This window comes from Pseudomonas sp. W5-01, assembly GCF_046540435.1.
GTDB lineage: Bacteria > Pseudomonadota > Gammaproteobacteria > Pseudomonadales > Pseudomonadaceae > Aquipseudomonas > Aquipseudomonas graminis_B.
Window position 1 is genome coordinate 396,156 of the sequence record NZ_JAXCIP010000004.1, and the last position, 22,675, is coordinate 418,830.

Here is a 22,675-nt window from a genome sequence, read left to right on the forward strand (position 1 = left end):
CGCCCACCACACCGTCAAGGCGACTTCACGAGGAAAACCCTTATAGGACGGATATTTAGGAGCACTTACGAAGGAGATGTGGCGGATTTCGGATCGGTCCTACGGATATTTCCTAGGACGAACAAACGGATGGCGTTCGAAGTTAAAGTGATTTGTGAGGTTTAAGATTTTTTTGGTATTACCGGAGGGGATAAATCGTACAAACGAGGGGGAGAAAAGGAGGTGGAGAGTCGATCTGTAAGCCGGGTTCTGTCGAGGACAGTCATTCCTCTACGATGGCCATCACTGGACATCTTTAGCAACCTACCCGGTTCCAGCGCGGGCCACGCCTTGGAACCCTATTTGGTCTTGCTCCGAGTGGGGTTTACCTAGCCACGAACTGTTGCCAGCCGTGCGGTGCGCTCTTACCGCACCTTTTCACCCTTACCGGCACCGAAGTGCTTAGGCGGTTATTTTCTGTGGCACTTTCCGTAGGCTCGCGCCCCCCAGGCGTTACCTGGCACTCCGCCCTATGGAGCCCGGACTTTCCTCCCCCCTTCATTGCAGAACAATGAAAGGCAGCGACTGTCCAATCGACTCTCCGCCGCCAAGGTTAATGGGAGGACGGCTCAAGAACAAGCTTTAATCGGCTCTCGCGCCATTTGCAGCGCTGCCCGCGACATCCCGTCACACGCTTTTCTGTTTATCCAGCGCCACCTGATAAAGCAGGTTTTTGCGTACGCCGGTGATCTCTGCTGCCAGCGCAGCTGCACGCTTGAGCGGCATTTCCGCCAGTAGCAGATCCAGCACCCGCCGCGCTTCGGCGCCAATCACATCCTCGCCTTCGGGTTCGCTCCAACCTGCCACCAGCACAACGCACTCGCCCCGTTGCTGATTACTGTCGCCCTCAACGAAGGCACGCAGTTCGGACAGCGGCAGTCCTTTGAGGGTTTCGAACGTTTTCGTCAACTCTCGCCCGAGCAAGGCGGGACGGTCCGGACCGAAGATTTCCTCCATGTCCTGAAGGCATTCGAGAATGCGATGGGGCGCTTCATAGAAGATCAGCGTGCGCGGTTCTTCTTTGACGAGTTCCAGCCGCGCTTTGCGACCCACTGACTTGGCGGGCAAGAAGCCTTCGAAGATAAAGCGGTCTGACGGCAACCCTGCCGCAGACAACGCCGCGATCAAGGCACAGGCGCCCGGGACCGGGATCACTTGAATACCGGCTGCCCGGGCCTGACGCACCAGATGGTAGCCAGGATCGGAAATCAGTGGCGTGCCGGCATCGGAAATCAACGCAACGTTGTCGCCCGCCAGCAGACGCGTAATAAAGCGGCTGCCCTCCTCGCGCTCGTTGTGCTCATGACAGGCCGCCAACGGCGTCGGAATGCCAAAGTGCTGCATCAGCCGTAACGAGTGCCGGGTATCTTCTGCGGCAATCAGCGAAACATCGCGCAGCACCTTTAAGGCACGGGCGCTCATGTCATCCAGGTTGCCGATCGGCGTGGCCACCACATAAAGCGCGCCTGTAGTGGAATTCGAAACACCCGGAGCAGTCAAAGCGCACACCTCATGTTGTGTAAAAGCCTGCATTGTACAGGCTGCGGCGCACAAAACAGGACGCCGCACCCCGTGAGACCTGAAAACGCAGTTCGAGTGCCAGCATCAGGGCAGCGACCCCGCGAAAGACGTTTCAGCCTGGCTGACACGCCCGGAGACGACCCATATCGCCGCTTTAACGCCTTCAACGTCGCGCCCCGGCCAGTGCTTGGGTACACTTCCACGCTAATTTGCTCGAGTATCAGGAACATACACATGATCGCTTGCCTGCGGCTGTTCTCTGCCCTCTGCCTGGCTGCCCTTCTGGCTGCCTGTGCCGGTTCGCCCTCCTCCAGCCTTGGCGAATTGCCTCGCTCCCCCGATGCCAGCATCGAACAACTGCTCGAACAAGCCGCTGCGGCGAAGTCGCCGGATCAGGCAGCGTTGCTGAAACTGACGGCGGCCGATCTGGCAGCGCGCCAGAACAACCCGAGCCGCGCCGCGAGCATCCTTGAGCAGGTGCAGATGGACCAGCTCAAAACCGACAAACAAATCTACGCCAACACCCTGTCTGCCGAACTGGCACTGGGTCGCAGCCAGCCGAAAGCCGCGCTGACCGCCCTCAACCACCCGAGCATGCAGCATCTGGGCGAAATGCCGGTCGACCTGCAAACCCGTGCTCACACCGTTCGCGCCCGGGCTTTTGAGGCAGATGGTCAGACCCTCGCCGCCGCGAGTGAGCGCGTGTTCATGGGCCCGCTGCTGCAAGGCGACGCACTGAACGCGAACAACGACGCCATCTGGACGCTGGTTGCCGCGCTGCCACCCGAGCAGCTGGAAAGCTCTGCCAACGATGACATGGGCGGCTGGCTGAGCCTGGCCCGCGCAGTCAAAGGTGCCGGCACGCTGGAGCAGCAACAGGCGGCCATCGACAACTGGAAAGCGCAGAACCCTCAGCACCCGGCGGCACGTCAGTTGCCGACTGCCCTCGCGCAATTGCGTGACCTGAAGAGCCAGCCGTTGACCAAAATTGCGTTACTGCTGCCGCAAGACGGTCCGCTCGCTTCGGTATCCCGCGCGCTGCGTGACGGCTTCATGGCCGCGAACTATCAAGCTCAACAGGCCGGCGAGAAGCCACCTGCGATCGAAGTGTTCGACAGTTCCCGCGTGACGTCGATGGACGCCTTCTACGCACAAGCCAAAGCGGCCGGCGTGCAACTGGTGGTCGGTCCGCTGGAGAAGCCACTGGTTAAACAGCTGAGCGCTCGCCCTCAATTGCCGATCACCACGCTGGCGCTGAACTACAGCGATTCCGGTACCCAGGGCCCTGCCGAGCTGTACCAGTTCGGTCTGGCGGCTGAAGACGAAGCTCGTGAAGTGGCGCGCCGCGCCTGGGCCGATGGCAAGCGCAGTGCGGTGGCCATGGTGCCCAAGGGCGAATGGGGTGATCGCGTGCTGGAGGCCTTCCGTCAAAGCTGGCAAGCCAAGGGCGGCACCCTGCTGGGTGCTGAACGCATTGATCAGCCGGTCGCACTCGCTCAACAGGTTGCCGATCTGTTCCAGCTGCGCAGCAGCGAAGGCCGTGCCCAGCGCGTCCAAAGCGCCACTGGCACGCAGATGGCTGCCCAGCCTTCCCGTCGCCAGGACGTAGACTTCATGTTCCTCGCCGCGACGCCTCAACAGGCGCAGCAGATCAAGCCGACCATGGTCTTCCAGTACGCTGGTGATGTTCCGGTCTACGCCACTTCGCACCTGTTCACCAACAGCGGCGACCCGGCGATGTACAACGACCTGAACGGCGTGCGCTTCTGCGAAACCCCGTGGTTGCTGAACGCTAACGACCCGCTGCGCCAGCAAGTGACCGCTCAATGGCCACAAGCCTCCGGCAGCCTTGGCCGTCTCTACGCCATGGGCATCGACGCGTATCGTTTGGCGCCACGACTGACTCAGCTGAAAACCCTTCCTGACAGCCGCATCGATGGCCTGTCCGGCAGCCTGGCGATCGGTCAGGGCCAACGCATCGAGCGCCAGCTGCCGTGGGCAGAATTCGTAGACGGCAAGGTCCAGCGCCTGCCGGACACCGCGCCTTGACCTCAGGCACCACCCGTCAAACAGCAGGGCGCGAGGCCGAAGCCTACGCCTTGCGTCACCTGCAACAGCATGGATTGCAGCTGATTACCCGCAACTGGTCATGCAAACGCGGCGAGCTTGATCTGGTCATGCTCGACGGCGATACAGTAGTATTCGTCGAAGTTCGGTATCGTCGCCACGCCGGTTGGGGTGGCGCACTGGAAAGCGTCGATTTTCGCAAGCAGGAAAAGCTCACGCTGGCGGCTCAATCCTTTCTGCAAAGCGAGGTGCGCTGGGCCGATTCGCCGTGTCGCTTTGACGTTGTCGCGATCAATGGCGACCCCGGTACATCACCCGCGCTGAATTGGCTGACAAATGCGTTCGATTGCTGAAAACGCGATGATTCCGTGGGGTTTGCAGCGTAAGATCGGCCGCCTTCCCGGCTAAAGCCGGTCCCACTGGAGGCGCATCAGGCCCTGTAGGACCTGCGACAGCTTTGTAGGACCGGCTTTAGCCGGGAAGCTCTGTTGCTGAGCTTTATCCCTTACCACCCAACGAAACACACTGGCTCTTTTTGCTCTTTGCTTTGCGGGCTGCACAGTTTTGTGCCGGGACGCCGATGACTTATCGGATGCCGCCCCGACCAGCCGCCCCTATTAAGGTTTTCATAGATGGACATGCAATCCCGAATCCGCCAGCTTTTTCAGGCCAGCATCGACACCAAGCAACAGGCGATGGATGTGGTTGCACCCCACATCGAGCAAGCCAGCCAAGTGATGGTCAACGCCCTGCTCAACGAGGGCAAGATGCTCGCCTGCGGCAACGGCGGTTCGGCGGGTGATGCTCAGCACTTTTCCTCGGAACTGCTCAACCGTTTCGAGCGCGAGCGACCGAGCCTGCCCGCTATCGCGCTGACCACCGACACCTCCACCATCACCTCGATTGCCAACGACTACAGCTACAACGAAATCTTCTCCAAACAGATTCGTGCGCTGGGTCAGCCGGGCGATGTGCTGCTGGCGATTTCCACCAGCGGCAATTCGGCGAACATTATTCAGGCCATCCAGGCCGCACATGATCGTGAAATGATTGTCGTAGCCTTGACCGGTCGCGATGGCGGCGACGTCGCGTCGCTGCTGTTGCCGGAGGACGTTGAAATCCGCGTCCCGGCAAAAGTCACCGCACGTATTCAGGAAGTCCACCTGCTGGCGATCCACTGCCTTTGCGACTTGATCGACAGCCAACTGTTCGGGAGTGAAGAATGATATCCAAACGTCTTAGCCTGCTGGCCCTGACGCTCTGCCTGGGCATCAGCGGATGCAGCTCGGTGATCAACGCCAGCCGTGAAGCGCCGATCGATGACGATCGCGGTACACGCACCTTCGGCAGCAAGATCGACGACTCGCTGATCGAGACCAAGGTCTCGGTGAACATCGCCAAGGCCAACCCTGATCTGGACAACGCCTCGCACATCGTCGTGACCAGCTTCAACGGCATCGTCCTGCTGGCCGGCCAGACACCGCGCGCCGACCTCAAGCAACTGGCCGAGCAAACCGCCAGCCAGGTGCAGAAGGTCAAGAAGGTCAACAACGAGCTCCAGGTGACCGGCCCGTCCTCGATGCTGGCGCGCAGCAATGACGCCTGGCTGACCAGCAAGATCAAAACCGAAATGCTCACCGACAGCGCCATCCCTGGCTCGCGCATCAAGGTCGTGACTGAAAACGGCATCGTCTACCTGCTGGGCCTGCTGACCCAGGCAGAAGCCACCCGCGCCACCAACCTGGTGCAAGGCGTCGGCGGCGTACAGAAGATCGTCAAGCTGTTTGAGTACATTGATTGATGGTGTGACAGCCGCCTATTGGCTTGCTTAAAAAGTTAGCTACGGGCTCTTTGGAGTCCGGATGTACCAGAAACATACCAAGCCCTCCGAGTGAGGGCTTTTTTATGCGTGGCTTAGGGCGCGACTATCCCTAAAGGTGGTTGACGTGCATATCACCCCACATTCATACAGCCCCCTCGCGGAAAGCAAGCCGAGCATGCCGCACACCGTGCAGCACAGACCCGTGCCGCTATATCCGGGCAATCCAGATACTATGTTGACAGCACCTCATCGGCGCCGGCCACATTGCATGGCTAGCGCCGTAACCACTTAAAGGACTAAGAACTGACCATGAATGAACAGCAGAAGAAATTTTTCCGCGAGGCCTGGCTGAGTAGCACAGTGGTTTTTGCACTCATTGCCGCCATATTTATTTTCGATGACGGCGTTCTGGACGCGCCCAAGGGTGTCGTCTATTGCGTTGTGGTGGTGATAGTCAGCATCTGCCTTCGAGCCTTTAGCAAGCAGGAGGCGCTTAAACGAGATTTGTAAGTGCAAGCCGAAATTCCCGGTGCTATTTACACGTACAGGGAATATGCCTTGCTCAGATCCGCCAGCCATCCATCAATCCATCAATCCATCAATCCATCAATCCATCAATCCACTGATACGGCAGGCAGACACCATCGCTTTTAATTCCGGATTTCTGAAGGTGTGTTCGCTGGCCGCTTACGACCTAGTATGAATGGGCAGCCGCGACTCGGCGCACACAAAAAAGGCGATCCCTCGGGATCGCCTTTTTCGTTACTGCAGGCGCAACTTACTTGACCACTTTCAGACTCGGCCGGCCCGTAGGGCGTGGCGGTTCGTCGTTCGGTGGCGGCATGTCGTCTTCGACGTCCAGATCTTCGTCTTCATCCACAGCAGGCTCCAGGTCGAAGACCATGCCCTGGCCGTTTTCGCGGGCGTAAATGCCCATGATTGCGGCAATCGGCACGTACAGGCTGTGGGGAACGCCACCGAAGCGGCCTTCAAAACTCACCGCGTCGTTGTCCATGTGCAGATGGCGCACGGCGCTCGGTGAAATGTTCAGGACGATCTGCCCGTCATTGGCGAAGCCTTGCGGGACTTGCACCGCTGGATACTCGGCATTGACGAGTACGTGCGGTGTGCAATCGTTATCTACGATCCACTCATACAGCGCGCGGATCAGATACGGGCGACTGGAGTTCATCAAACGGCTCCTAAGGCCTTAGCGCATGTCGCGTTCGGCACCAGACAGACTTGCCTGAAATGCCTCACGCGCAAATTGGCGCTCCATATAGTCAAGCAGCGGCTTGGCGGGCCGCGGCAATTCGATACCCAGAATCGGCAGGCGCCAGAGTATGGGCAATAGACAGCAGTCGACCAGACTTTGCTCGTCGCTCAGGAAAAAAGGCTTGTCCGCGAACAACGGCGACACACCGGTCAGACTTTCGCGCAGTTCCTTGCGCGCCTGAACACGTGCAGCTTCTTTGCTGCGCGGGTCCAGAATCAGATCCACCAGACCGCACCAGTCGCGCTGAATCCGGTGGATCAGCAAGCGGCTGTTGGCACGCGCTACCGGATAGACCGGGAGCAGCGGCGGATGGGGATAACGTTCGTCCAGGTATTCCATCACCACCGTCGACTCGTACAACGCCAGGTCGCGATCGACCAGGGTTGGCACGCTGCCGTACGGATTCACCTCGATCAATTTGGGCGGATGACGGCCCTCGACAACTTCAATGATCTCGGCGCTGACACCTTTCTCGGCGAGCACAATGCGCACGCGATGGGAATAGTGGTCGGCGGGGTCGGAGTAACAGGCCAACCGATTGGTCACGCCCATGGCGGTCCTCCTCGCTTGTAGATATTCAAAAAGCAGAAATACGGATGCGCCGCGAGGGCGCTTTCGGCGACGTCCACGATGATCGGGTGTTCAACGCGGGCGACAAGATAGCTCATTTACTCAAGGTTGATTCTGCAATCTTAAGCCCGCCACTATACCTGCTCTTCCCTCATTACCTGAAACAGCTCAGCCGCAAGCGGCGCAGACCCGCGAATCAGACGTCCGCTCAGTGGATGTCTTTCCAGAATTCGCGCTTAAGCAGGTAGGCCAGGATGAACAACACGGCGAGGTAAAGCAGCACGAAGGTGCCGATGCGCTGGTGCTGGAGCTTGTCTGGGTTGGCTGAGTAAGCGAGGAAGGTGACGAGGTTCTTGACCTTCACGTTGAACTGTTCTTCGGTCAGCGTCCCGGTGTTGGGCATGATCATCAGTTGATCGCAGGCTTGATCGGTCAACGGCGAGCCAGCAGGCCCATCGCTTTTTTTGTCGCCTTCGCCACGCGGTACCTGCTGGCAGCCGAGCCTCTGACGCCCCTGAAGCCCTTCCAGCACGTTGGGCATGGCGACGTCGGGGAGAAGGCTGTTGTTCACGCCCCAGGGCCGCGTCGGGTCCTCGTAGAATGATCGCAGGTAGCCGTAGAGCCAGTCAGTTCCGCGTACCCGCGCCACAAGGGTCAGATCGGGCGGTGCTGCACCGAACCAGGTTTTCGCATCCGCCGGCTGCATGCCGATGGTCATGTGATCGCCGATCTTCGCTCCGGCAGGCGCCAGCTTTTCCAGCATCAGCTCGTGGGAAATGCCCAAATCGTCCGCGACGCGTTCATAGCGCTGGAAACTGGCGCTGTGGCAACCCATGCAGTAATTGACGAACGTCTGCGCGCCATCCTGCAGGGCCCCCTTGTCGGACACGTCGATGTCGACGCTTTCCAGTTCCGCGCCATGCTCACCGGCAAACGACAACGCCGGCAACAGGGCAATGAGCAAGACCAGGCACAGCGTTTTCATCAACCGGTCACCCTGTCCGGCACCGGCTTCGTCCGCTCCATCCGCGTGTAGAACGGCATCAGGATGAAGTAGGCGAAATACAGGAAGGTGCAGACCTGTGACAGCAACGCACGGCCGGGGCTCGGCGGCAGAACGCCCAGCACCCCGAGCGTCCCGAAGGACGCGCAAAACAGCAGCAGCCAGAGGCGGCTCAGCCAGCCCTTGTAGCGCATCGATTTGACCGGACTGCGGTCAAGCCACGGCAGCACGAACAGCAAGGCGATGGCTGCGCCCATGGCCATGACGCCGAGGAGCTTGTCCGGGATGGCGCGCAAGATGGCGTAGAACGGCGTGAAGTACCAGACCGGCGCAATGTGCTCCGGGGTCTTGAGTGGGTTCGCCAGCTCGAAGTTGGCCTTCTCGAGAAAGTAGCCGCCCATCTCCGGGAAGAAAAATACCACCGAGCAGAAGATCAACAAAAACACCACGACGCCGAGCAGATCCTTGACCGTGTAGTACGGGTGGAAAGGAATGCCGTCCAGGGGGTTGCCGTTCTCGTCCTTGTACTTTTTGATGTCGATGCCATCGGGGTTGTTCGAGCCCACTTCACGCAGCGCCAGAATATGCAGCACCACAAGCCCGACGATCACGATCGGCAAGGCCACGACGTGCAGCGCGAAGAAGCGATTGAGTGTGATGCCTGAAACGAGGTAATCGCCACGAATCCACTGAGCGAGGTCGCCCCCGATGAGGGGAATCGCGCCGAACAGCGAAATGATCACCTGAGCGCCCCAGTACGACATCTGCCCCCACGGCAGCAGGTAGCCGGTAAACGCTTCCGCCATCAGCGCCAGATAAATCAGCATGCCGAAAACCCAGACCAACTCCCGCGGCTTCTGATATGAGCCGTACAGCAGCCCGCGAAACATGTGCAAGTAGATGACGATGAAGAACGCCGATGCGCCAGTCGAGTGCAGCAGTCGCAGGATTGAGCCGTATGCGACGTCACGCATGATGTACTCGATCGAGGCGAAGGCCCCCTCAGCCGTGGGCGTGTAACTCATCGTCAGCCAGATGCCCGTAAGGATCTGGTTGACCAGCACCAGCAACGCCAGCGAGCCGAAAAAATAGAAAAAGTTGAGGTTTTTGGGTACGTAATACTTGCTGAGGTGGTTCTCCCAAATCGAAGTCGCGGGAAAGCGCGCATTGATCCAGTCCATGAGCCTGCTCATCACGCTTTCTCCTGATCCACACCAATGACGATGATTGAGTCCGACTCGTAGGAATGCGGGGGCACTGGCAGATTCAGCGGTGCAGGCTGCGCCCTGTAGACGCGTCCGGCAAGGTCGTACCTGGAGCCGTGACAAGGGCAGAAATATCCGCCGACCCAATCTTTGCCCAGGTCGACCGGGGCGACTTCGGGCCGAAACGTAGGCGAGCAGCCGAGATGGGTACAGATGCCGATCAACAGCAGGATGTCAGGCCGGATTGAACGGACAACCGGATCGACATAGGCAGGCTGGATGGAATCCTTTGAATCAGGGTCGGACAGCTCGCCGATAAGCTTGCTCAGACTGGACAGGATCTCGGGCGTGCGACGGACAATGAACACCGGCTGACCGCGCCATTGAGCGATCATCTGCTGGCCCGGCTCGATCTTGCTGATGTTGACTTTGACAGGCGCTCCCGCCGCCCTGGCTTTGGCACTGGGGAACCATGACCCCACAAATGGCACGGCGGCGCCGACCGCTCCTGCTGCGCCTACCACAGACGTTGCCGTCACGAGGAAGCGACGCCGGGCCTTGTTAACACCGTCATTGCCCATTGCGCCCTCTTCCGTCAGCATCCGAGATCTCCTTGATCAGGCCCTCGAAATCAATAAACGACAGCCATAAACGACAGCCATAAAAAAACGCCCAGCTTCGTATAGAAACTGAGCGTTCTTTTTGAACGGAAGCGAATTAACGCTTCGAGTACTGCGGACGCTTACGCGCTTTACGCAGACCGACTTTCTTACGTTCAACTTCGCGAGCATCGCGAGTGACAAAGCCTGCTTTGCGCAGAGCGCCGCGCAGGGTTTCGTCGTATTGCATCAGAGCGCGGGTGATACCGTGGCGGATTGCGCCAGCTTGACCACTAACACCACCGCCGATGACAGTGACGTAGATGTCGAATTTCTCGACAGTCTGAGTCAGTTCCAGCGGCTGACGAACTACCATGCGGGCAGTTTCGCGACCGAAGAACGAGTCCAGGGAACGGTTGTTGATGGAGATGTTACCGGTACCCGGACGCAGGAAAACGCGAGCGGTTGCGGTCTTGCGACGGCCAGTGCCGTAATTTTGAGTCGCCGACATAATGAACTATTCCGTTAAAACTTCAGTTCTTGGGGCTGCTGAGCAGTATGAGGGTGTGCAGCGCCCGCATAGACTTTCAGCTTACGATACATGTCGCGACCCAGCGGGTTCTTAGGCAGCATGCCTTTGACCGCGGTCTCGATCACGCGCTCAGGAGCTTTGGCGATCAGCTTTTCAAAGTTGATCGACTTGATCCCGCCCGGGAAACCGGAGTGAGAGTAGTAGATCTTGTCGGTGGTCTTGGCACCGGTCACACGGATCTGCTCGGCATTGATCACGACGATGTAGTCGCCAGTGTCAACGTGCGGAGTGTATTCCGGCTTGTGCTTGCCACGCAGACGGCTCGCGATTTCAGTGGCCAGACGACCCAGGGTCTGACCAGCAGCGTCGACGACGAACCAGTCGCGCTTTACTGTTTCCGGTTTAGCGGTAAAAGTTTTCATTCTTTATAGCCTCAAAGGCCGCCCTGAAAAATAGACGGCGGAGCATACTCATTAGTACGGTCTTTGACAAGTCAAAGGCCGCCGGGCACGAACGCTATAGGGGGCTCGGGTCAGCGCGTTCGATCGCAGCGGTTTCTTTTGTCGCCGGGCATCACTCCAGCGACAAACAGGAGCGGAATTATGCAGATTGCGAAAAAAATTTCAACCTGCTTTTATGGCTCTTTTAAACAGGAGAGCCAAATGGACTACCGCCAACTGGGCAGAACCGACCTCAATGTCAGCGCAATCTGCCTCGGCACCATGACCTGGGGCGAGCAGAACAGCCAGTCCGAGGCCTTCGCGCAGATCGAACGGGCCAAGGCCGCCGGCATCAATTTCATCGACACCGCCGAGATGTATCCGGTCCCGCCGAAGAAAGAAACCTACGCCAGCACCGAGACCATCATCGGCAACTGGTTCAAGCAGAGCGGCGACCGCGCTGACTGGATCCTCGCCAACAAGATCGCCGGTCCCGGCAACGGCATCGACTACATCCGTGACGGTCAGCTGAAATTCAACCGCGATCACATCGTCGCGGCGCTGGATGCCAGCCTCAAACGCCTGCAGACCGATTACCTCGATCTGTATCAACTGCACTGGCCTGAGCGCAGCACCAACTTCTTCGGCAAGCTGGGTTATAACCACAGTGAGGAGCAGTTCACCCCGCTGCTGGAAGTGCTCGAAGCGCTGGACGAGCAGGTCAAGGCCGGCAAGATCCGCCATGTCGGGCTGTCGAACGAAACGCCGTGGGGCACCATGAAGTTTCTCGCTGAGTCGGATGCTCATGGTCTGACGCGTCCGGTGTCGATTCAGAACCCCTACAACCTGCTCAACCGCAGCTTCGAGGTGGGTCTGGCGGAAGTGGCGATTCGCGAGCAATGCGGCCTGCTGGCCTACTCGCCCATGGCGTTTGGCATGTTGTCCGGCAAATACGCCGACGGCGCCCGCCCTGCCAAAGGCCGCCTGAGCCTGTACAGCCGCTTCACGCGCTACTTCAATCCGCAATCGGAAGCGGCCTGCGCGCGCTACGTTGCGCTGGCGCGTGAGCACGGTCTTGATCCCGCGCAAATGGCACTGGCGTTCGTGACCAGCCGCAGCTTCGTCACCAGCAACATCATCGGTGCAACGACGCTGGAGCAGCTGGAAAGCAACCTGGCCAGCGCGGAACTGGTGCTGTCGGATGAAGTGCTGGCGGGCATTGAAGCGATTCACAAGGATCAGCCGAATCCTGCGCCTTGATCGATGATTGCCTGATAGCTGATTGACTTGTGGGAGCGACCGGAGTGGCGCTCCCCCCTTGCTCGCGAAAGGGCCGATACATCCGCTGCTTTCCAACAGCTGGTATACCGTCTTCGTGAGCAAGCTCACTCCCACAGGGGCCGTATGCGCTGTGAGACCGAGTAGGGTCTGAAAGCCGAAGGTTCTCTCAGGATCAGTCCCGACTTCACAGCGACCGGGCAATGATCTCTTTCATGATTTCGTTGGTCCCGGCATAAATCCGCTGCACCCGCGCATCGGCCCACGCCCGGGCGATCGGGTATTCCCACATGAAGCCGTAGCCGCCATGCAGCTGCACGCATTCGTCCAGCACCTTGCATTGCAGGTCAGTTGACCAGTATTTCGCCATGGCCGCCGTGGGCACATCCAGCTTCCCTTCCAGGTGCAACTCCAGGCACCGATCAATGAACGTACGACCAATCTGAACTTCAGTGGCGATTTCGGCCAGTTTGAAGCGGGTGTTCTGAAAATCGATGATGGCCTTGCCAAACGCCTTGCGCTCCCGCGTGTAGTCGAGCGTCCATTGCAAGGCCGCTTCGGCGGAGGCAATGGCGCCGATGGCGACCGTCAGGCGCTCCTGCGGGAGCTCCTGCATCAAATACGCGAAACCCATCCCGGCCTGACCCAGCAGGTTCTCCTTAGGCACTCTCACGTCCTGGAAGAACAATTCCGACGTGTCCTGCGCCTTCATGCCGACCTTTTCCAATCGCTTGCCCTTCGCAAAACCGGGCGTGCCCGCCTCCACGACAAACAGGCTGGTGCCCTTCGCGCCTGCACCGGGATCAGTCTTCGCGACGACAATCACCAGATCAGCGAGAAACCCGTTGGTGATGAAGGTTTTCGAACCATTGATGATGTACTCGTCGCCATCCAGCACTGCGGTGGTCTTGACCCCTTGCAGGTCGGACCCCGCGCCCGGTTCGGTCATCGCGATGGCGGTCACCAGCTCCCCCGACACCAGCTTGGGCAAATATTGGAGCTTCAGCGCCTCACTTCCGTAGTGGAGGATGTACGGCGCGACGATATCCGAATGCAGAGAGAACCCGATACCGGTCAGGCCGAGGCGAGAGACTTCCTCGATCACCACCGTGGTGTAGAGGAAGTCCGCGCCCATCCCGCCGTACTCTTCCGGCAGGTGCGAACACAACATGCCCTGCTCCCCCGCCCGGTTCCACAGCGTACGGTCGATGTGGCCCTGCTTCTCCCACTGGGCATGAAACGGCACCGCGTGCTGTTCGAAGAACTTGCGGACGCTGTTACGGAACAGTTCGTGTTCTGAGCTGAAGAGTGTTCTGGCGAGCATGGCTGCACCTGGCGCGAAGGATTGTCGGACAAAACGTCAGCAGAGCGTAGGCGCAGCCGGTTGACGGCGACACTGGACACATCCGACAAAAAATAAGACGATCACGCCGTTGCTTGACCACTTTCCCATATAAGAACAAAAGACTATGTCTATCCAACCCAACACGCCATTGCGGCGTGTCAGCATTCTTGCGATTGATGGCATTTTTGCGTCCACGCTCATGCAAGCCAAAGACTTCTTTCACCTCGCCAGCCTGCGCTACGGCAAGCAGTTGGGACAGGGCTTCAAGCCGGCCTTCGAAACCCGACTGGTCAGCCCGGACGGAAAGGAAGTTCGCAGTTTCAGCGACGTCGTGATCCCTGTAGACGGTGTGCTTGAACACAGCGACATCATCATCCTTCCCGCTTTCGTCGAAGACTTCGACACCCTGCGCGAGCGCTATCCGCAAATCCTGCCGTGGCTGCGCGAGCAACATGCGCGCGGCGCTGTGCTCTGCGGTGAGGCCAGCGGTGTGTTCTGGCTTGGGGATGCGGGGCTGCTCGACGGCAAGGAGGCGACCACCTACTGGCGGTTTTTCAACGAGTTCGCCGAGCGTTTTCCGAACGTGCTTCTGAATCAGGAAAAGCACCTCACCGACGCCGATAACCTGTATTGCGCAGGCGGCACGATCTCAGCGTGTGATCTTTATATCTACCTGATCGAGCGCTTCTGCGGCGCCCATGTTGCGCAGACCGTCGCCCGCGACATTCTCTACGAAGTGCAACGCAGCTACGCACCGGGACGGATTGGGTTTGGCGGGCAAAAGCTGCACCAGGACGTGATCATCCTGCAGATCCAGCACTGGCTCGAAGAACACTTCGCCGACAAATTCCGTTTCGAGGATGTAGCCCGCGAGCACGGCATGAGCATCCGCAACTTCATGCGCCGCTTCCAGACCGCAACGGGCGACAAGCCGCTGCATTACCTGCAACGCCTGCGCATCGAAACCGCAAAGGGCTTGCTGTCAGGCTCACGCAAGAGCATCAAGACCATCAGCTACGAAGTGGGCTACGACGACGCCAGCTTCTTCGCACGGCTGTTCCGTCAACACACCGACCTGTCGCCGAATCAGTACCGCCAGCAGTTCCAGCAGGCGGCGTGACAGCAGCTTCAAGCGGCAAGCTTCAAGCTGCAAGTGAGCGATATCTCCTCTTGCAGCTTTCCGCTTGAAGCTTGCAGCTCCCGCCTAGGGCTTATGCGCCCGCGACAGAAATTCGTGGGACTGCATTTCCAGCAATCGGCTGAGGGTGCGCTGGAACTCAAAGTTCAGGCGACCGCCGGTGTACAGGTCTTTCAATTCGACTTCCGCCGAGATGATCAACTTGACGTTGCGGTCGTAGAACTCGTCGACCATGTTGATGAACCGACGCGCGATGTCGTCCGTGGTCACGCTCATCTGCTCCACGCCGCTGAGCAGCACCGCATGGAAGATCTTGCCGAGTTCGATGTAGTCGTTCTGGCTACGCGGGCCATCGCACAGCTCACGGAAGTCGAACCACGCCACGTCGTCGCAGGTACGGATCGCCTTGATCTGCCGATTCTCGATGATCAGCACATCGTTCTCGATGGCCTTGGTGCATTCCGGGGTCAACGCACGGAAGCTCTTGCGCAGGCTCTCCTCTGCCGCTTCGTTCAGCGGGAAGTGGAACAGCTCCGCTTGCTCAAGATGGCGCAGGCGATAGTCGACGCCGCTGTCCACGTTGACGATCTCGGTGTTCTGCTTGATCAGCGCAATCGCGGGCAGGAAGCGCGCACGCTGCAAACCGTCCTTGTACAGGCCGTCGGGAACGATGTTCGACGTCGCGACCAGGGTCACGCCGTTCTTGAACAGCTCTTCCATCAGCGTCCCGAGGATCATCGCGTCGGTGATGTCCGATACGAAGAATTCGTCGAAACAGATCACCCGCGCTTCCTCGGAAAACTGCTTGGCGATCAGGGTCAGCGGATTCTTCTCGCCCTTGAGGTTTTTCATTTCCTCGTGCACACGCTTCATGAAGCGGTGGAAGTGCGTGCGCGTCTTGTCTTCAAACGGAAGCGCTTCGAAGAAGGTGTCGACCAGGTAGGTCTTGCCCCGGCCCACACCGCCCCAGAAATACAGCCCCTTCACAATCGGGGCTTCTTTCTTGCCGAACAGCTTGCCCAGCAATCCCGGCTTGCGGTCATGGGCGGCGACCAGATCGTCGTACAGACGCTGCAGATGGCGCACAGCATTCTCTTGCGCGGCGTCGTGGAAAAAGTCCGGACGCTTCAGGTCAGCTTGGTATCGTTCTAGAGGGGTCATAGTCGCTTGCAAGGGAGCAAAAACGGGCCGTCACTGTAGCGACGGCCCATTGGAATGGCAATTAATCCTGTTGTGGCGCGAGCGCCAGTTTCAGGCTCTCGATCGCGGCGTCACGGGCGGCGGCATCGGCGAACGCCGGGCTGTCGGCGACACAGGTGTCACTCAGCCACAAGGTGAAGGCATCGCCTTCGGGCCGAATGTCCAGCGCACCGCCCTGCTGCAGCTGTTTGGTCACGGCGCCGGCCGCCTTGCCGTCTGCGAAGTGGCGCGACAGCAGCAGTTGCTCGCCATCGGCCGCCAGCAACCGGAAACGGAAACTGCCGTCGTCTTCACGGAAACTGACGAAGCGCGGGCCTTTGCCGGCCTTCTTCTTGGTCGCCGTGACGGTTTGCGCGGCGGTGCGGAATGAACGCAGGCCGACCGCTTCACGCAGTTCGCCCAGAAACGGCGTGGCCACACGACGGGCCTTCTCGGCACCCGCTTGCAGGATGTCTTCCAGGTCGGCGGGGCGCTCGATCAGGCGATGGTAATGCTCGCGGGCTTCGCCCAACTCCGCGTCCAGCAACTGGAACAGGCGTTGCTTGGCGTCGCCCCAACCCAACCCCTGCAACAGGTCGGTGCGGAACTCGTCGCCTTGCTCTTTACTGGCGAATGCCTGGTACAGCGTGAACAGGTGCGACGTGTCCGGATCCTTGGCTTCGCCTGGCAGACGCGAGTCAGTGACGATGCGCGAGATCGCGTCCTTCATGTCTTTGGCGCTGGTGAACAGCGGGACGGTGTTGTCGTAGCTCTTCGACATCTTGCGACCGTCCAGGCCAGGCAGCGTCGCGACGCTTTCTTCGATAAGCGCTTCCGGCATTACAAAGAACTCTTTGCCGTTACCGAACAGGTGATTGAAGCGCTGACCGATGTCGCGCGCCATCTCGACGTGCTGGATCTGATCGCGGCCGACAGGCACTTGATGGGCGTTGAACATCAGGATGTCAGCGGCCATCAGCACGGGATAGCTGAACAGGCCCATGGTAATACCGGCGTCCGGGTCTTCGCCGGCTTCGACGTTCTTGTCCACCGACGCCTTGTAGGCATGGGCGCGGTTGAGCAGGCCCTTGCCGGCCACGCAGGTCAGCAGCCAGGTCAGTTCGGGGATTTCCGGAATGTCGGACTGGCGATAGAACGTCACGCGCTCGACGTCCAGCCCTGCCGCGAGCCAGGTCGCGGCGATTTCCAGACGCGAGCGCTGAATGCGCAGCGGGTCATCGCATTTGATCAGCGCGTGGTAGTCAGCCAGAAAGTAGAAAGAGTCGGCATCGCTTTGGCGGCTGGCAACGATGGCCGGGCGGATGGCGCCGGCGTAGTTGCCCAGGTGCGGTGTGCCGGTGGTGGTGATACCGGTCAGGATACGAGTGGTCATGGCTAGTCGCTTATTTTGGGTGCTGCGATCAATTCGAAAGGCGCGGCAGAATCAGATCCTTGAGATCGGTCAGCTTGCCGTGAAAAAAGTGCCCGCATTCTGCCACTTTCAGCAGCTCATGGGGGCGCTGAAGCGTGTCAGACCACGCGTACACACGTTGTGGGTCAACGACTTCATCGGTGTCCGGCTGAATAAGCGTCAGCAGACCCTTCTGCGGCAATGCTTCCACACTGGCGATGCGCATCACGGCTGGTGCGACCATGAAGAGATGCTTCAGGGTTTCGCCCTTGGCCTCAAGACGCCCGCCCAGGGTAGCCGCCACGAAACCGCCGAAGGAAAATCCGAACAACGTCATGGGCAGGTCGGGATGTTTGTCGCGCAGCCAGTTCGCCGCCGCCTGTGCGTCGTCGACTTCGCCCTCCCCCATGTCCGAGCTGCCGGCGCTGGCACCAACGCCGCGATAGTTGAAGCGCAGGGTGATAAGACCGGCATCGCGCGCGGTGCGCTGCAGGGTCGAAATCACTTTATTGAGCATGGTGCCGCCCTGAACCGGGTTAGGATGGCATATCAGCGCGATGCCTCTGGCCGCGTCCAGATCGAGGTACAACGCTTCAAGTTGGCCCGCCGGGCCGTCGATGAATACAGGGGTCTCACGCATGAGCAAGAATGAACTCCGTGACCTTCAATTGGGTCGACTCGTCTAGCTGATTGTCTGTGGCTGGCAGGCTGGCGACACGTCGCCGCTATACAGCGCAGGTTCGAGCCGTTAACGTAAAGCAAAGCCGTTTATAGAGGAAGGACTCGTGGATTACTCGCTCTTAGTTTGGTTGCTGCCGACCATCGCCCTGGTGGTTGGTGTGATCATCGGTTTCTTCGTGGCGCGCGCGCTGCCCAATGCCGTGCCTAACGGGACTCAGCGCCAGCTGGATGACGTTCAGGAGCGTTTCGATACGTATCAGAACGAGGTGATCACCCACTTCAACAGCACCGCCAATCTGGTGCAGAAGCTGTCACAAAGCTACCACGATGTTCAGGAGCATCTGGCCGAAGGCGCCAACCGCCTGGCCACCGACGACATCACCCGTCAACGCCTGCTGGCTGCGCTGCACCCGGACGCGCTCCATCCACACCGCGATCGCCTGACGCCACCGCGCACGGCCGCTGAACCGCCGAAGGACTACGCGCCCAAGTCGCCCGACTCCCCCGGCATGCTGGATGAGCATTACGGCTTGAAAAAATAACGCGACTCGAAACACCAAAAGCCCGCCGTTGCTAACCAACGGCGGGCTTTTTTGTGGGCAGTCGGTTGGCGGCGACGGTAATGGAGGAAAACAAAAAAACCCGCCATCATCGGCGGGTTTTTGTACAGCGAACAGCGTTTAGATCGCGCCGCGAGCTCGCAGCAGATCCAGCACTTGTTTGACGCTTTCCTCGACATTCAGAGACTGCGTGTCGATGACCAGGTCGGCGTCCAGCGGGACGTCATACGGGAAGGATTCACCCGGGATGTTGTCCTTGTCGGCAGCGTAGAGCCCTTGCGGGTCACGCTCGCGGCACACTTGAGGCGACGCCTGTACGTACACGGTGATCAGTCGATCATCGCCGATGAGGGCCTTGGCATTCTGCCGACCGCCGGCGTCCGGCGCGACGAACGCCGCGAGGGTCAGCAGGCCGGCTTCGTTGAACTGACGCGCAACGTGGGCGGCACGACGCCAGTTCTCGGTGCGACCGGCGCGATCCTGTGGCAAGCCCTTGTTAAGGTCGTGACGCAGGTTCTGGCCATCAAGGACGAACACCGCACGGCCCATGTCGAAAAGCTTGCGCTCCACCGCATACGCCAGCGTGCTCTTGCCTGCACCCGACAAACCGCTGAACAGCACGGTGGCCGGCTTCTGGCCGAAGCGCTGAGCGCGCTCTTCTGTCGAAACATGGGCCAGCGCGCCATGATGACTCCCGCCGCCCGCAACCACCGGTTTGGCGATGATCATGCCGGCCGCCACGGTGCCGTTGGTCAAACGGTCGATGACGATGAACGCGCCCGTGGTGCGGTTGCTGTCGTAGCCGTCGAGGGCAATCGGCGCGTCCAGTGCGATCTTCACGCGGCCGATTTCATTCAGCTGCAGCGAACTGGCCGGGCCTTCTTCCATCGTGTTCACGTCAACACGATGGGTGATGCTGGCAACCGAACCCGGCACGTAGGACGTGGCGCGTTTGATGTCGTATTTCTTGCCCGGCAGCATTGGCTCTTCGGCCATCCACACCAGCATGGCGTCGAAGGCGTCGGCCACCTGCGGGACGTTGTCGGCATGCACCAACAGGTCGCCACGGGAGATGTCGATCTCGTCTTCCATGGTCAGCGTCACCGCCTGACCCGGGCCCGCATGCTCCAGCTCACCTTCGAAGGTGACGATGGATTTCACGCGGCTGCTCTTGCCGGACGGCAGCACAACCACTTCGTCGCCCTTGTGCACGATGCCGCTCGCCAGGGTGCCGGCGAAACCGCGGAAGTTCAGGTTCGGACGGTTGACGTACTGCACCGGAAAACGCAGGTCAGTGAAATTGCGGTCGTTGGCGATCTCGACGGTTTCAAGAATCTCCATCAGCGACTTGCCGGTGTACCACGGCGAACGCTCGCTCCGGTTGACCACGTTGTCGCCCTTGAGGGCCGACATCGGCACGAATTCCATGGTGGTCGGCTTCAGCGCAATGCGGTCGGCGAACGCCAGGTAATCGGCCTTGATCTGCTCGAAGATGGTCTCGTCGAAGCCATTGAGGTCCATCTTGTTGATGGCGACCACAATGTGCTTGATGCCCAGCAACGAGGCGATGTAGCTGTGGCGCTTGGTCTGGGTCTGCACGCCGTAGCGGGCGTCCACCAGAATGATCGCCAGGTCACAGGTGGACGCACCGGTGGCCATGTTGCGGGTGTACTGCTCATGGCCGGGGGTGTCGGCGATGATGAACTTGCGCTTGGCGGTGGAGAAGTAACGGTAGGCGACATCGATGGTGATGCCCTGCTCGCGCTCGGCCTGCAGCCCGTCGACCAGCAGCGCCAGATCGACCTCATCGCCGGTGGTGCCGGATTTCTTCGAATCGCGGGTGATGGCTTCCAGGTGATCTTCGTAGATCATCTTGGAATCGTGCAGCAGACGCCCGATCAACGTGCTCTTGCCGTCGTCGACGTTGCCACAGGTCAGGAAACGCAGCATTTCCTTGCGTTCATGCTGGCCCAGATAGGCGAGGATGTCCTCGCTGATCAATTCAGATTGATGGCTCATTGGGTTCAAGCTCCAAGCTGTAAGCTTCAAGCGGCAAGCTCGTCGGCATACAGCTAGTCAAAATTCTTCCGGTTCAAGTGAGCTTCAGCGTTTCGGCTTGAAGCTTCCAACTTGCTGCTTGCAGCTAGAAGTAGCCTTGGCGTTTCTTTTCTTCCATCGAGCCTGCGCCATCGTGGTCGATGACCCGGCCCTGGCGCTCGGAAGTTCGCGTCAGGAGCATTTCCTGAATGATGTCGGTGAGGCTGGTGGCCTCGGACTCGACAGCGCCCGTCAACGGGTAGTCGCCCAGTGTGCGGAAGCGGACCTTCTTCTTGACGATGCGCTTCTTGTCCTCGTCGGACAGGTGATTACGCAGGCGGTCGTCGTCGATCATGATCCAGGTGCCGTTCATCTCGATGACTTCGCGCTCGGCGGCGAAATACAGCGGGACGATCGGAATGCCTTCGAGGTAGATGTACTGCCAGATGTCCAGCTCGGTCCAGTTGGAAAGCGGGAACACGCGGATCGACTCGCCTTTGTTGACGTTGCCGTTGTACACGTTCCACAGCTCGGGACGCTGGTTTTTCGGGTCCCAGCGGTGCTTGGTGTCGCGGAAGGAATACACGCGCTCTTTGGCGCGGGATTTCTCTTCGTCACGGCGGGCACCGCCGAACGCGGCATCAAAGCCGTGCTTGTCCAGAGCCTGCTTGAGGCCTTGGGTTTTCATGATATCGGTGTGCTTCGAGCTGCCGTGGGTCAGCGGGTTGATACCCTGCGCGACGCCGTCCGGGTTCACGTGCACGATCAGATCCAGGCCCATCTCCTCGACCATCTTGTCGCGGAAGCGGTACATCTCCTGGAATTTCCAGCGGGTGTCGACGTGCATCACCGGGAACGGCAGCTTGCCCGGAAAGAAGGCCTTGCGCGCCAGATGCAGCATCACGGCAGAGTCTTTACCGACGGAGTACAGCATCACCGGGTTATCGAACTCGGCAGCGACCTCGCGGATAATGTGGATGCTTTCCGCCTCCAGCTGTTTCAGATGCGTCAGTTTGTCGACCATGGTTACTCACGGATAACGTACGTGTGTGGAGAGCCTGCGGGCTCTATCGAGCGAGGCACTTTATCATGGCGCCTGCTTCTATTCAGCGGCGGGGATAGATCGAAACGATCTATCCATATAGCTCAGGCTTTGGACCTCAGGACGCTTTAGATCGGGTTCGGACAATCGATAAACAGATGTTCAAGGGCAAAGCGCCGCGCCAGATAATCGCCCAGGGCCTGCACACCATACCGCTCGGTGGCGTGATGGCCGGCTGCGATGAAGCTGATACCGTTTTCCCGGGCGCTATGAAAAGTCTGCTCGGACGCCTCCCCGCTCAAATACAGGTCCACGCCGGCCATAACGGCCTGATCGATGTAGCCCTGCCCGCCTCCGGTGCACCAGCCGACCCGGCGGATCATCCCGTCACCCTCGATCAGCAGCGGCTCGCGCCCCAATGCAGTCTGCACGCGGTGGGCGAAATCCCGTGGCGTGATCGCCTCGCTGAGTGAGCCGACCAGCCCGACGATGCGCGGATTGTCCGGGTCCAGCGGGCCTTCGACGGTGATCTCCAGTTGCTGGGCCAACTGAACGTTGTTGCCCACGTCGGCGTGAAGGTCGAGGGGCAAGTGATAGGACAGCAGGCTGATGTCGTGCTTGAGCAGCGTTTTCAGCCGACGCTGTTTCATGCCGGTGATGCAGGGATTCTCGCCTTTCCAGAAATAGCCGTGATGCACCAGCACCAGATCGGCATTGGCCTCCACCGCCGCGTCCAGCAGCGCCTGACTCGCGGTGACGCCGGAGACGATTCGCCTGACCTGCGGCCGACCCTCGACCTGCAGGCCGTTCGGGCAATAATCCTGAATCCGCGCGCTACCGAGATAGCGGTCCGCTTCTTCCACCAGGGTGCTCAGGGCAACGGCCATAAAACTCTCCTAAATATGCAGTCCAGACCGTGTCGGTCCTCGT

General features: G+C 59.6%; 23 protein-coding genes and 1 other RNA gene. 8 read left to right on the top strand and 16 right to left on the bottom strand.

Going from position 1 to position 22,675, the window contains the following annotated elements; all coding sequences use genetic code 11:
- Positions 1-222: 222 nt before the first annotated feature.
- Positions 223-580, bottom strand: an RNA gene (rnpB, locus tag SLW75_RS15280) — RNase P RNA component class A.
- A gap of 86 nt (positions 581-666) precedes the next feature.
- A complete protein-coding gene (gene rsmI / locus SLW75_RS15285) occupies positions 667-1,572 on the bottom strand; it encodes a 16S rRNA (cytidine(1402)-2'-O)-methyltransferase (RefSeq protein ID WP_410934849.1) in 906 nt (301 codons plus the stop codon).
- Between the two features lie 222 nt (positions 1,573-1,794).
- Here rsmI and SLW75_RS15290 point away from each other — a divergent pair, with 222 nt between their 5' ends.
- From SLW75_RS15290 to SLW75_RS15310, 5 genes are all read left to right on the top strand, one after another.
- Positions 1,795-3,609: a penicillin-binding protein activator gene (locus tag SLW75_RS15290; protein WP_410934850.1), complete on the top strand. Its 1,815-nt coding sequence runs from the start codon at positions 1,795-1,797 to the stop codon at positions 3,607-3,609.
- Positions 3,606-3,980, top strand: coding sequence for a YraN family protein (locus tag SLW75_RS15295; RefSeq protein WP_265388465.1), 375 nt, complete (start codon positions 3,606-3,608; stop codon positions 3,978-3,980). The genes SLW75_RS15290 and SLW75_RS15295 overlap by 4 nt, the downstream gene beginning before the upstream one ends.
- A gap of 279 nt (positions 3,981-4,259) precedes the next feature.
- Positions 4,260-4,853 (top strand): phosphoheptose isomerase, encoded by a 594-nt coding sequence (locus SLW75_RS15300; protein WP_065992135.1) that lies wholly within the window; start codon positions 4,260-4,262, stop codon positions 4,851-4,853.
- Positions 4,850-5,428, top strand: a complete 579-nt coding sequence (locus tag SLW75_RS15305; RefSeq protein ID WP_065992133.1) for a BON domain-containing protein — start codon at positions 4,850-4,852, stop codon at positions 5,426-5,428. Before SLW75_RS15300 ends, SLW75_RS15305 begins: the two co-directional genes overlap by 4 nt.
- Before the next feature lie 330 nt (positions 5,429-5,758).
- Complete coding sequence (locus SLW75_RS15310; RefSeq protein ID WP_410934851.1) at positions 5,759-5,959, top strand: hypothetical protein; 201 nt, start codon at positions 5,759-5,761, stop codon at positions 5,957-5,959.
- Between the two features lie 268 nt (positions 5,960-6,227).
- Here SLW75_RS15310 and SLW75_RS15315 read toward each other — a convergent pair whose 3' ends face one another.
- From SLW75_RS15315 to rplM, 7 genes are all read right to left on the bottom strand, one after another.
- Positions 6,228-6,641: a ClpXP protease specificity-enhancing factor gene (locus tag SLW75_RS15315; protein ID WP_065992131.1), complete on the bottom strand. Its 414-nt coding sequence runs from the start codon at positions 6,639-6,641 to the stop codon at positions 6,228-6,230.
- Between the two features lie 18 nt (positions 6,642-6,659).
- Entirely contained in the window at positions 6,660-7,277 is a 618-nt protein-coding gene (locus tag SLW75_RS15320; protein WP_065992129.1) for a glutathione S-transferase N-terminal domain-containing protein, read from the bottom strand.
- Between the two features lie 226 nt (positions 7,278-7,503).
- On the bottom strand, positions 7,504-8,280 hold the full coding sequence (locus tag SLW75_RS15325) for a cytochrome c1 (protein ID WP_410934852.1): 777 nt from the start codon (positions 8,278-8,280) through the stop codon (positions 7,504-7,506).
- Positions 8,280-9,491, bottom strand: coding sequence for a cytochrome b (locus SLW75_RS15330; RefSeq protein ID WP_410934853.1), 1,212 nt, complete (start codon positions 9,489-9,491; stop codon positions 8,280-8,282). Before SLW75_RS15330 ends, SLW75_RS15325 begins: the two co-directional genes overlap by 1 nt.
- The gene (gene petA, locus SLW75_RS15335) at positions 9,491-10,084 is read right to left on the bottom strand and encodes a ubiquinol-cytochrome c reductase iron-sulfur subunit (protein ID WP_410934958.1); all 594 of its coding nucleotides are present in this window, start codon (positions 10,082-10,084) and stop codon (positions 9,491-9,493) included. The genes SLW75_RS15330 and petA overlap by 1 nt, the downstream gene beginning before the upstream one ends.
- A gap of 136 nt (positions 10,085-10,220) precedes the next feature.
- On the bottom strand, positions 10,221-10,613 hold the full coding sequence (rpsI, locus tag SLW75_RS15340; protein ID WP_065992123.1) for a 30S ribosomal protein S9: 393 nt from the start codon (positions 10,611-10,613) through the stop codon (positions 10,221-10,223).
- Between the two features lie 14 nt (positions 10,614-10,627).
- On the bottom strand, positions 10,628-11,056 hold the full coding sequence (rplM, locus tag SLW75_RS15345; RefSeq protein ID WP_019693576.1) for a 50S ribosomal protein L13: 429 nt from the start codon (positions 11,054-11,056) through the stop codon (positions 10,628-10,630).
- Between the two features lie 240 nt (positions 11,057-11,296).
- Between rplM and SLW75_RS15350 the strand changes: the two genes are divergently transcribed.
- Positions 11,297-12,334 carry an NADP(H)-dependent aldo-keto reductase gene (locus SLW75_RS15350; protein ID WP_410934854.1) on the top strand — a complete coding sequence of 346 codons (1,038 nt, stop codon included), beginning with the start codon at positions 11,297-11,299 and terminating at the stop codon, positions 12,332-12,334.
- A 205-nt stretch (positions 12,335-12,539) separates the two neighbouring features.
- Here SLW75_RS15350 and SLW75_RS15355 read toward each other — a convergent pair whose 3' ends face one another.
- Positions 12,540-13,676 (bottom strand): acyl-CoA dehydrogenase family protein, encoded by a 1,137-nt coding sequence (locus SLW75_RS15355; protein ID WP_410934855.1) that lies wholly within the window; start codon positions 13,674-13,676, stop codon positions 12,540-12,542.
- 220 nt (positions 13,677-13,896) lie between these two features.
- Between SLW75_RS15355 and SLW75_RS15360 the strand changes: the two genes are divergently transcribed.
- The gene (locus SLW75_RS15360; protein WP_172612965.1) at positions 13,897-14,817 is read left to right on the top strand and encodes a GlxA family transcriptional regulator; all 921 of its coding nucleotides are present in this window, start codon (positions 13,897-13,899) and stop codon (positions 14,815-14,817) included.
- Positions 14,818-14,901: 84 nt separating this feature from the next.
- Here SLW75_RS15360 and zapE read toward each other — a convergent pair whose 3' ends face one another.
- The 3 genes from zapE to SLW75_RS15375 form a co-directional block, all read right to left on the bottom strand.
- Positions 14,902-15,996 carry a cell division protein ZapE gene (gene zapE / locus SLW75_RS15365; protein ID WP_065992112.1) on the bottom strand — a complete coding sequence of 365 codons (1,095 nt, stop codon included), beginning with the start codon at positions 15,994-15,996 and terminating at the stop codon, positions 14,902-14,904.
- Positions 15,997-16,057: 61 nt separating this feature from the next.
- Complete coding sequence (locus SLW75_RS15370) at positions 16,058-17,407, bottom strand: tryptophan--tRNA ligase (RefSeq protein ID WP_410928461.1); 1,350 nt, start codon at positions 17,405-17,407, stop codon at positions 16,058-16,060.
- Between the two features lie 28 nt (positions 17,408-17,435).
- Positions 17,436-18,065 carry an alpha/beta hydrolase gene (locus SLW75_RS15375; protein WP_410934856.1) on the bottom strand — a complete coding sequence of 210 codons (630 nt, stop codon included), beginning with the start codon at positions 18,063-18,065 and terminating at the stop codon, positions 17,436-17,438.
- Positions 18,066-18,210: 145 nt separating this feature from the next.
- Between SLW75_RS15375 and SLW75_RS15380 the strand changes: the two genes are divergently transcribed.
- A complete protein-coding gene (locus SLW75_RS15380; protein ID WP_065992106.1) occupies positions 18,211-18,648 on the top strand; it encodes a YhcB family protein in 438 nt (145 codons plus the stop codon).
- 138 nt (positions 18,649-18,786) lie between these two features.
- Here the strand turns inward: SLW75_RS15380 and cysN are convergent, their stop codons facing one another.
- The 3 genes from cysN to SLW75_RS15395 form a co-directional block, all read right to left on the bottom strand.
- Positions 18,787-20,685, bottom strand: coding sequence for a sulfate adenylyltransferase subunit CysN (gene cysN / locus SLW75_RS15385; RefSeq protein ID WP_410934857.1), 1,899 nt, complete (start codon positions 20,683-20,685; stop codon positions 18,787-18,789).
- 124 nt (positions 20,686-20,809) lie between these two features.
- A complete protein-coding gene (gene cysD / locus SLW75_RS15390) occupies positions 20,810-21,727 on the bottom strand; it encodes a sulfate adenylyltransferase subunit CysD (protein WP_065992104.1) in 918 nt (305 codons plus the stop codon).
- Between the two features lie 146 nt (positions 21,728-21,873).
- Entirely contained in the window at positions 21,874-22,632 is a 759-nt protein-coding gene (locus tag SLW75_RS15395) for a Nif3-like dinuclear metal center hexameric protein (RefSeq protein WP_410934858.1), read from the bottom strand.
- Positions 22,633-22,675 lie beyond the last annotated feature (43 nt).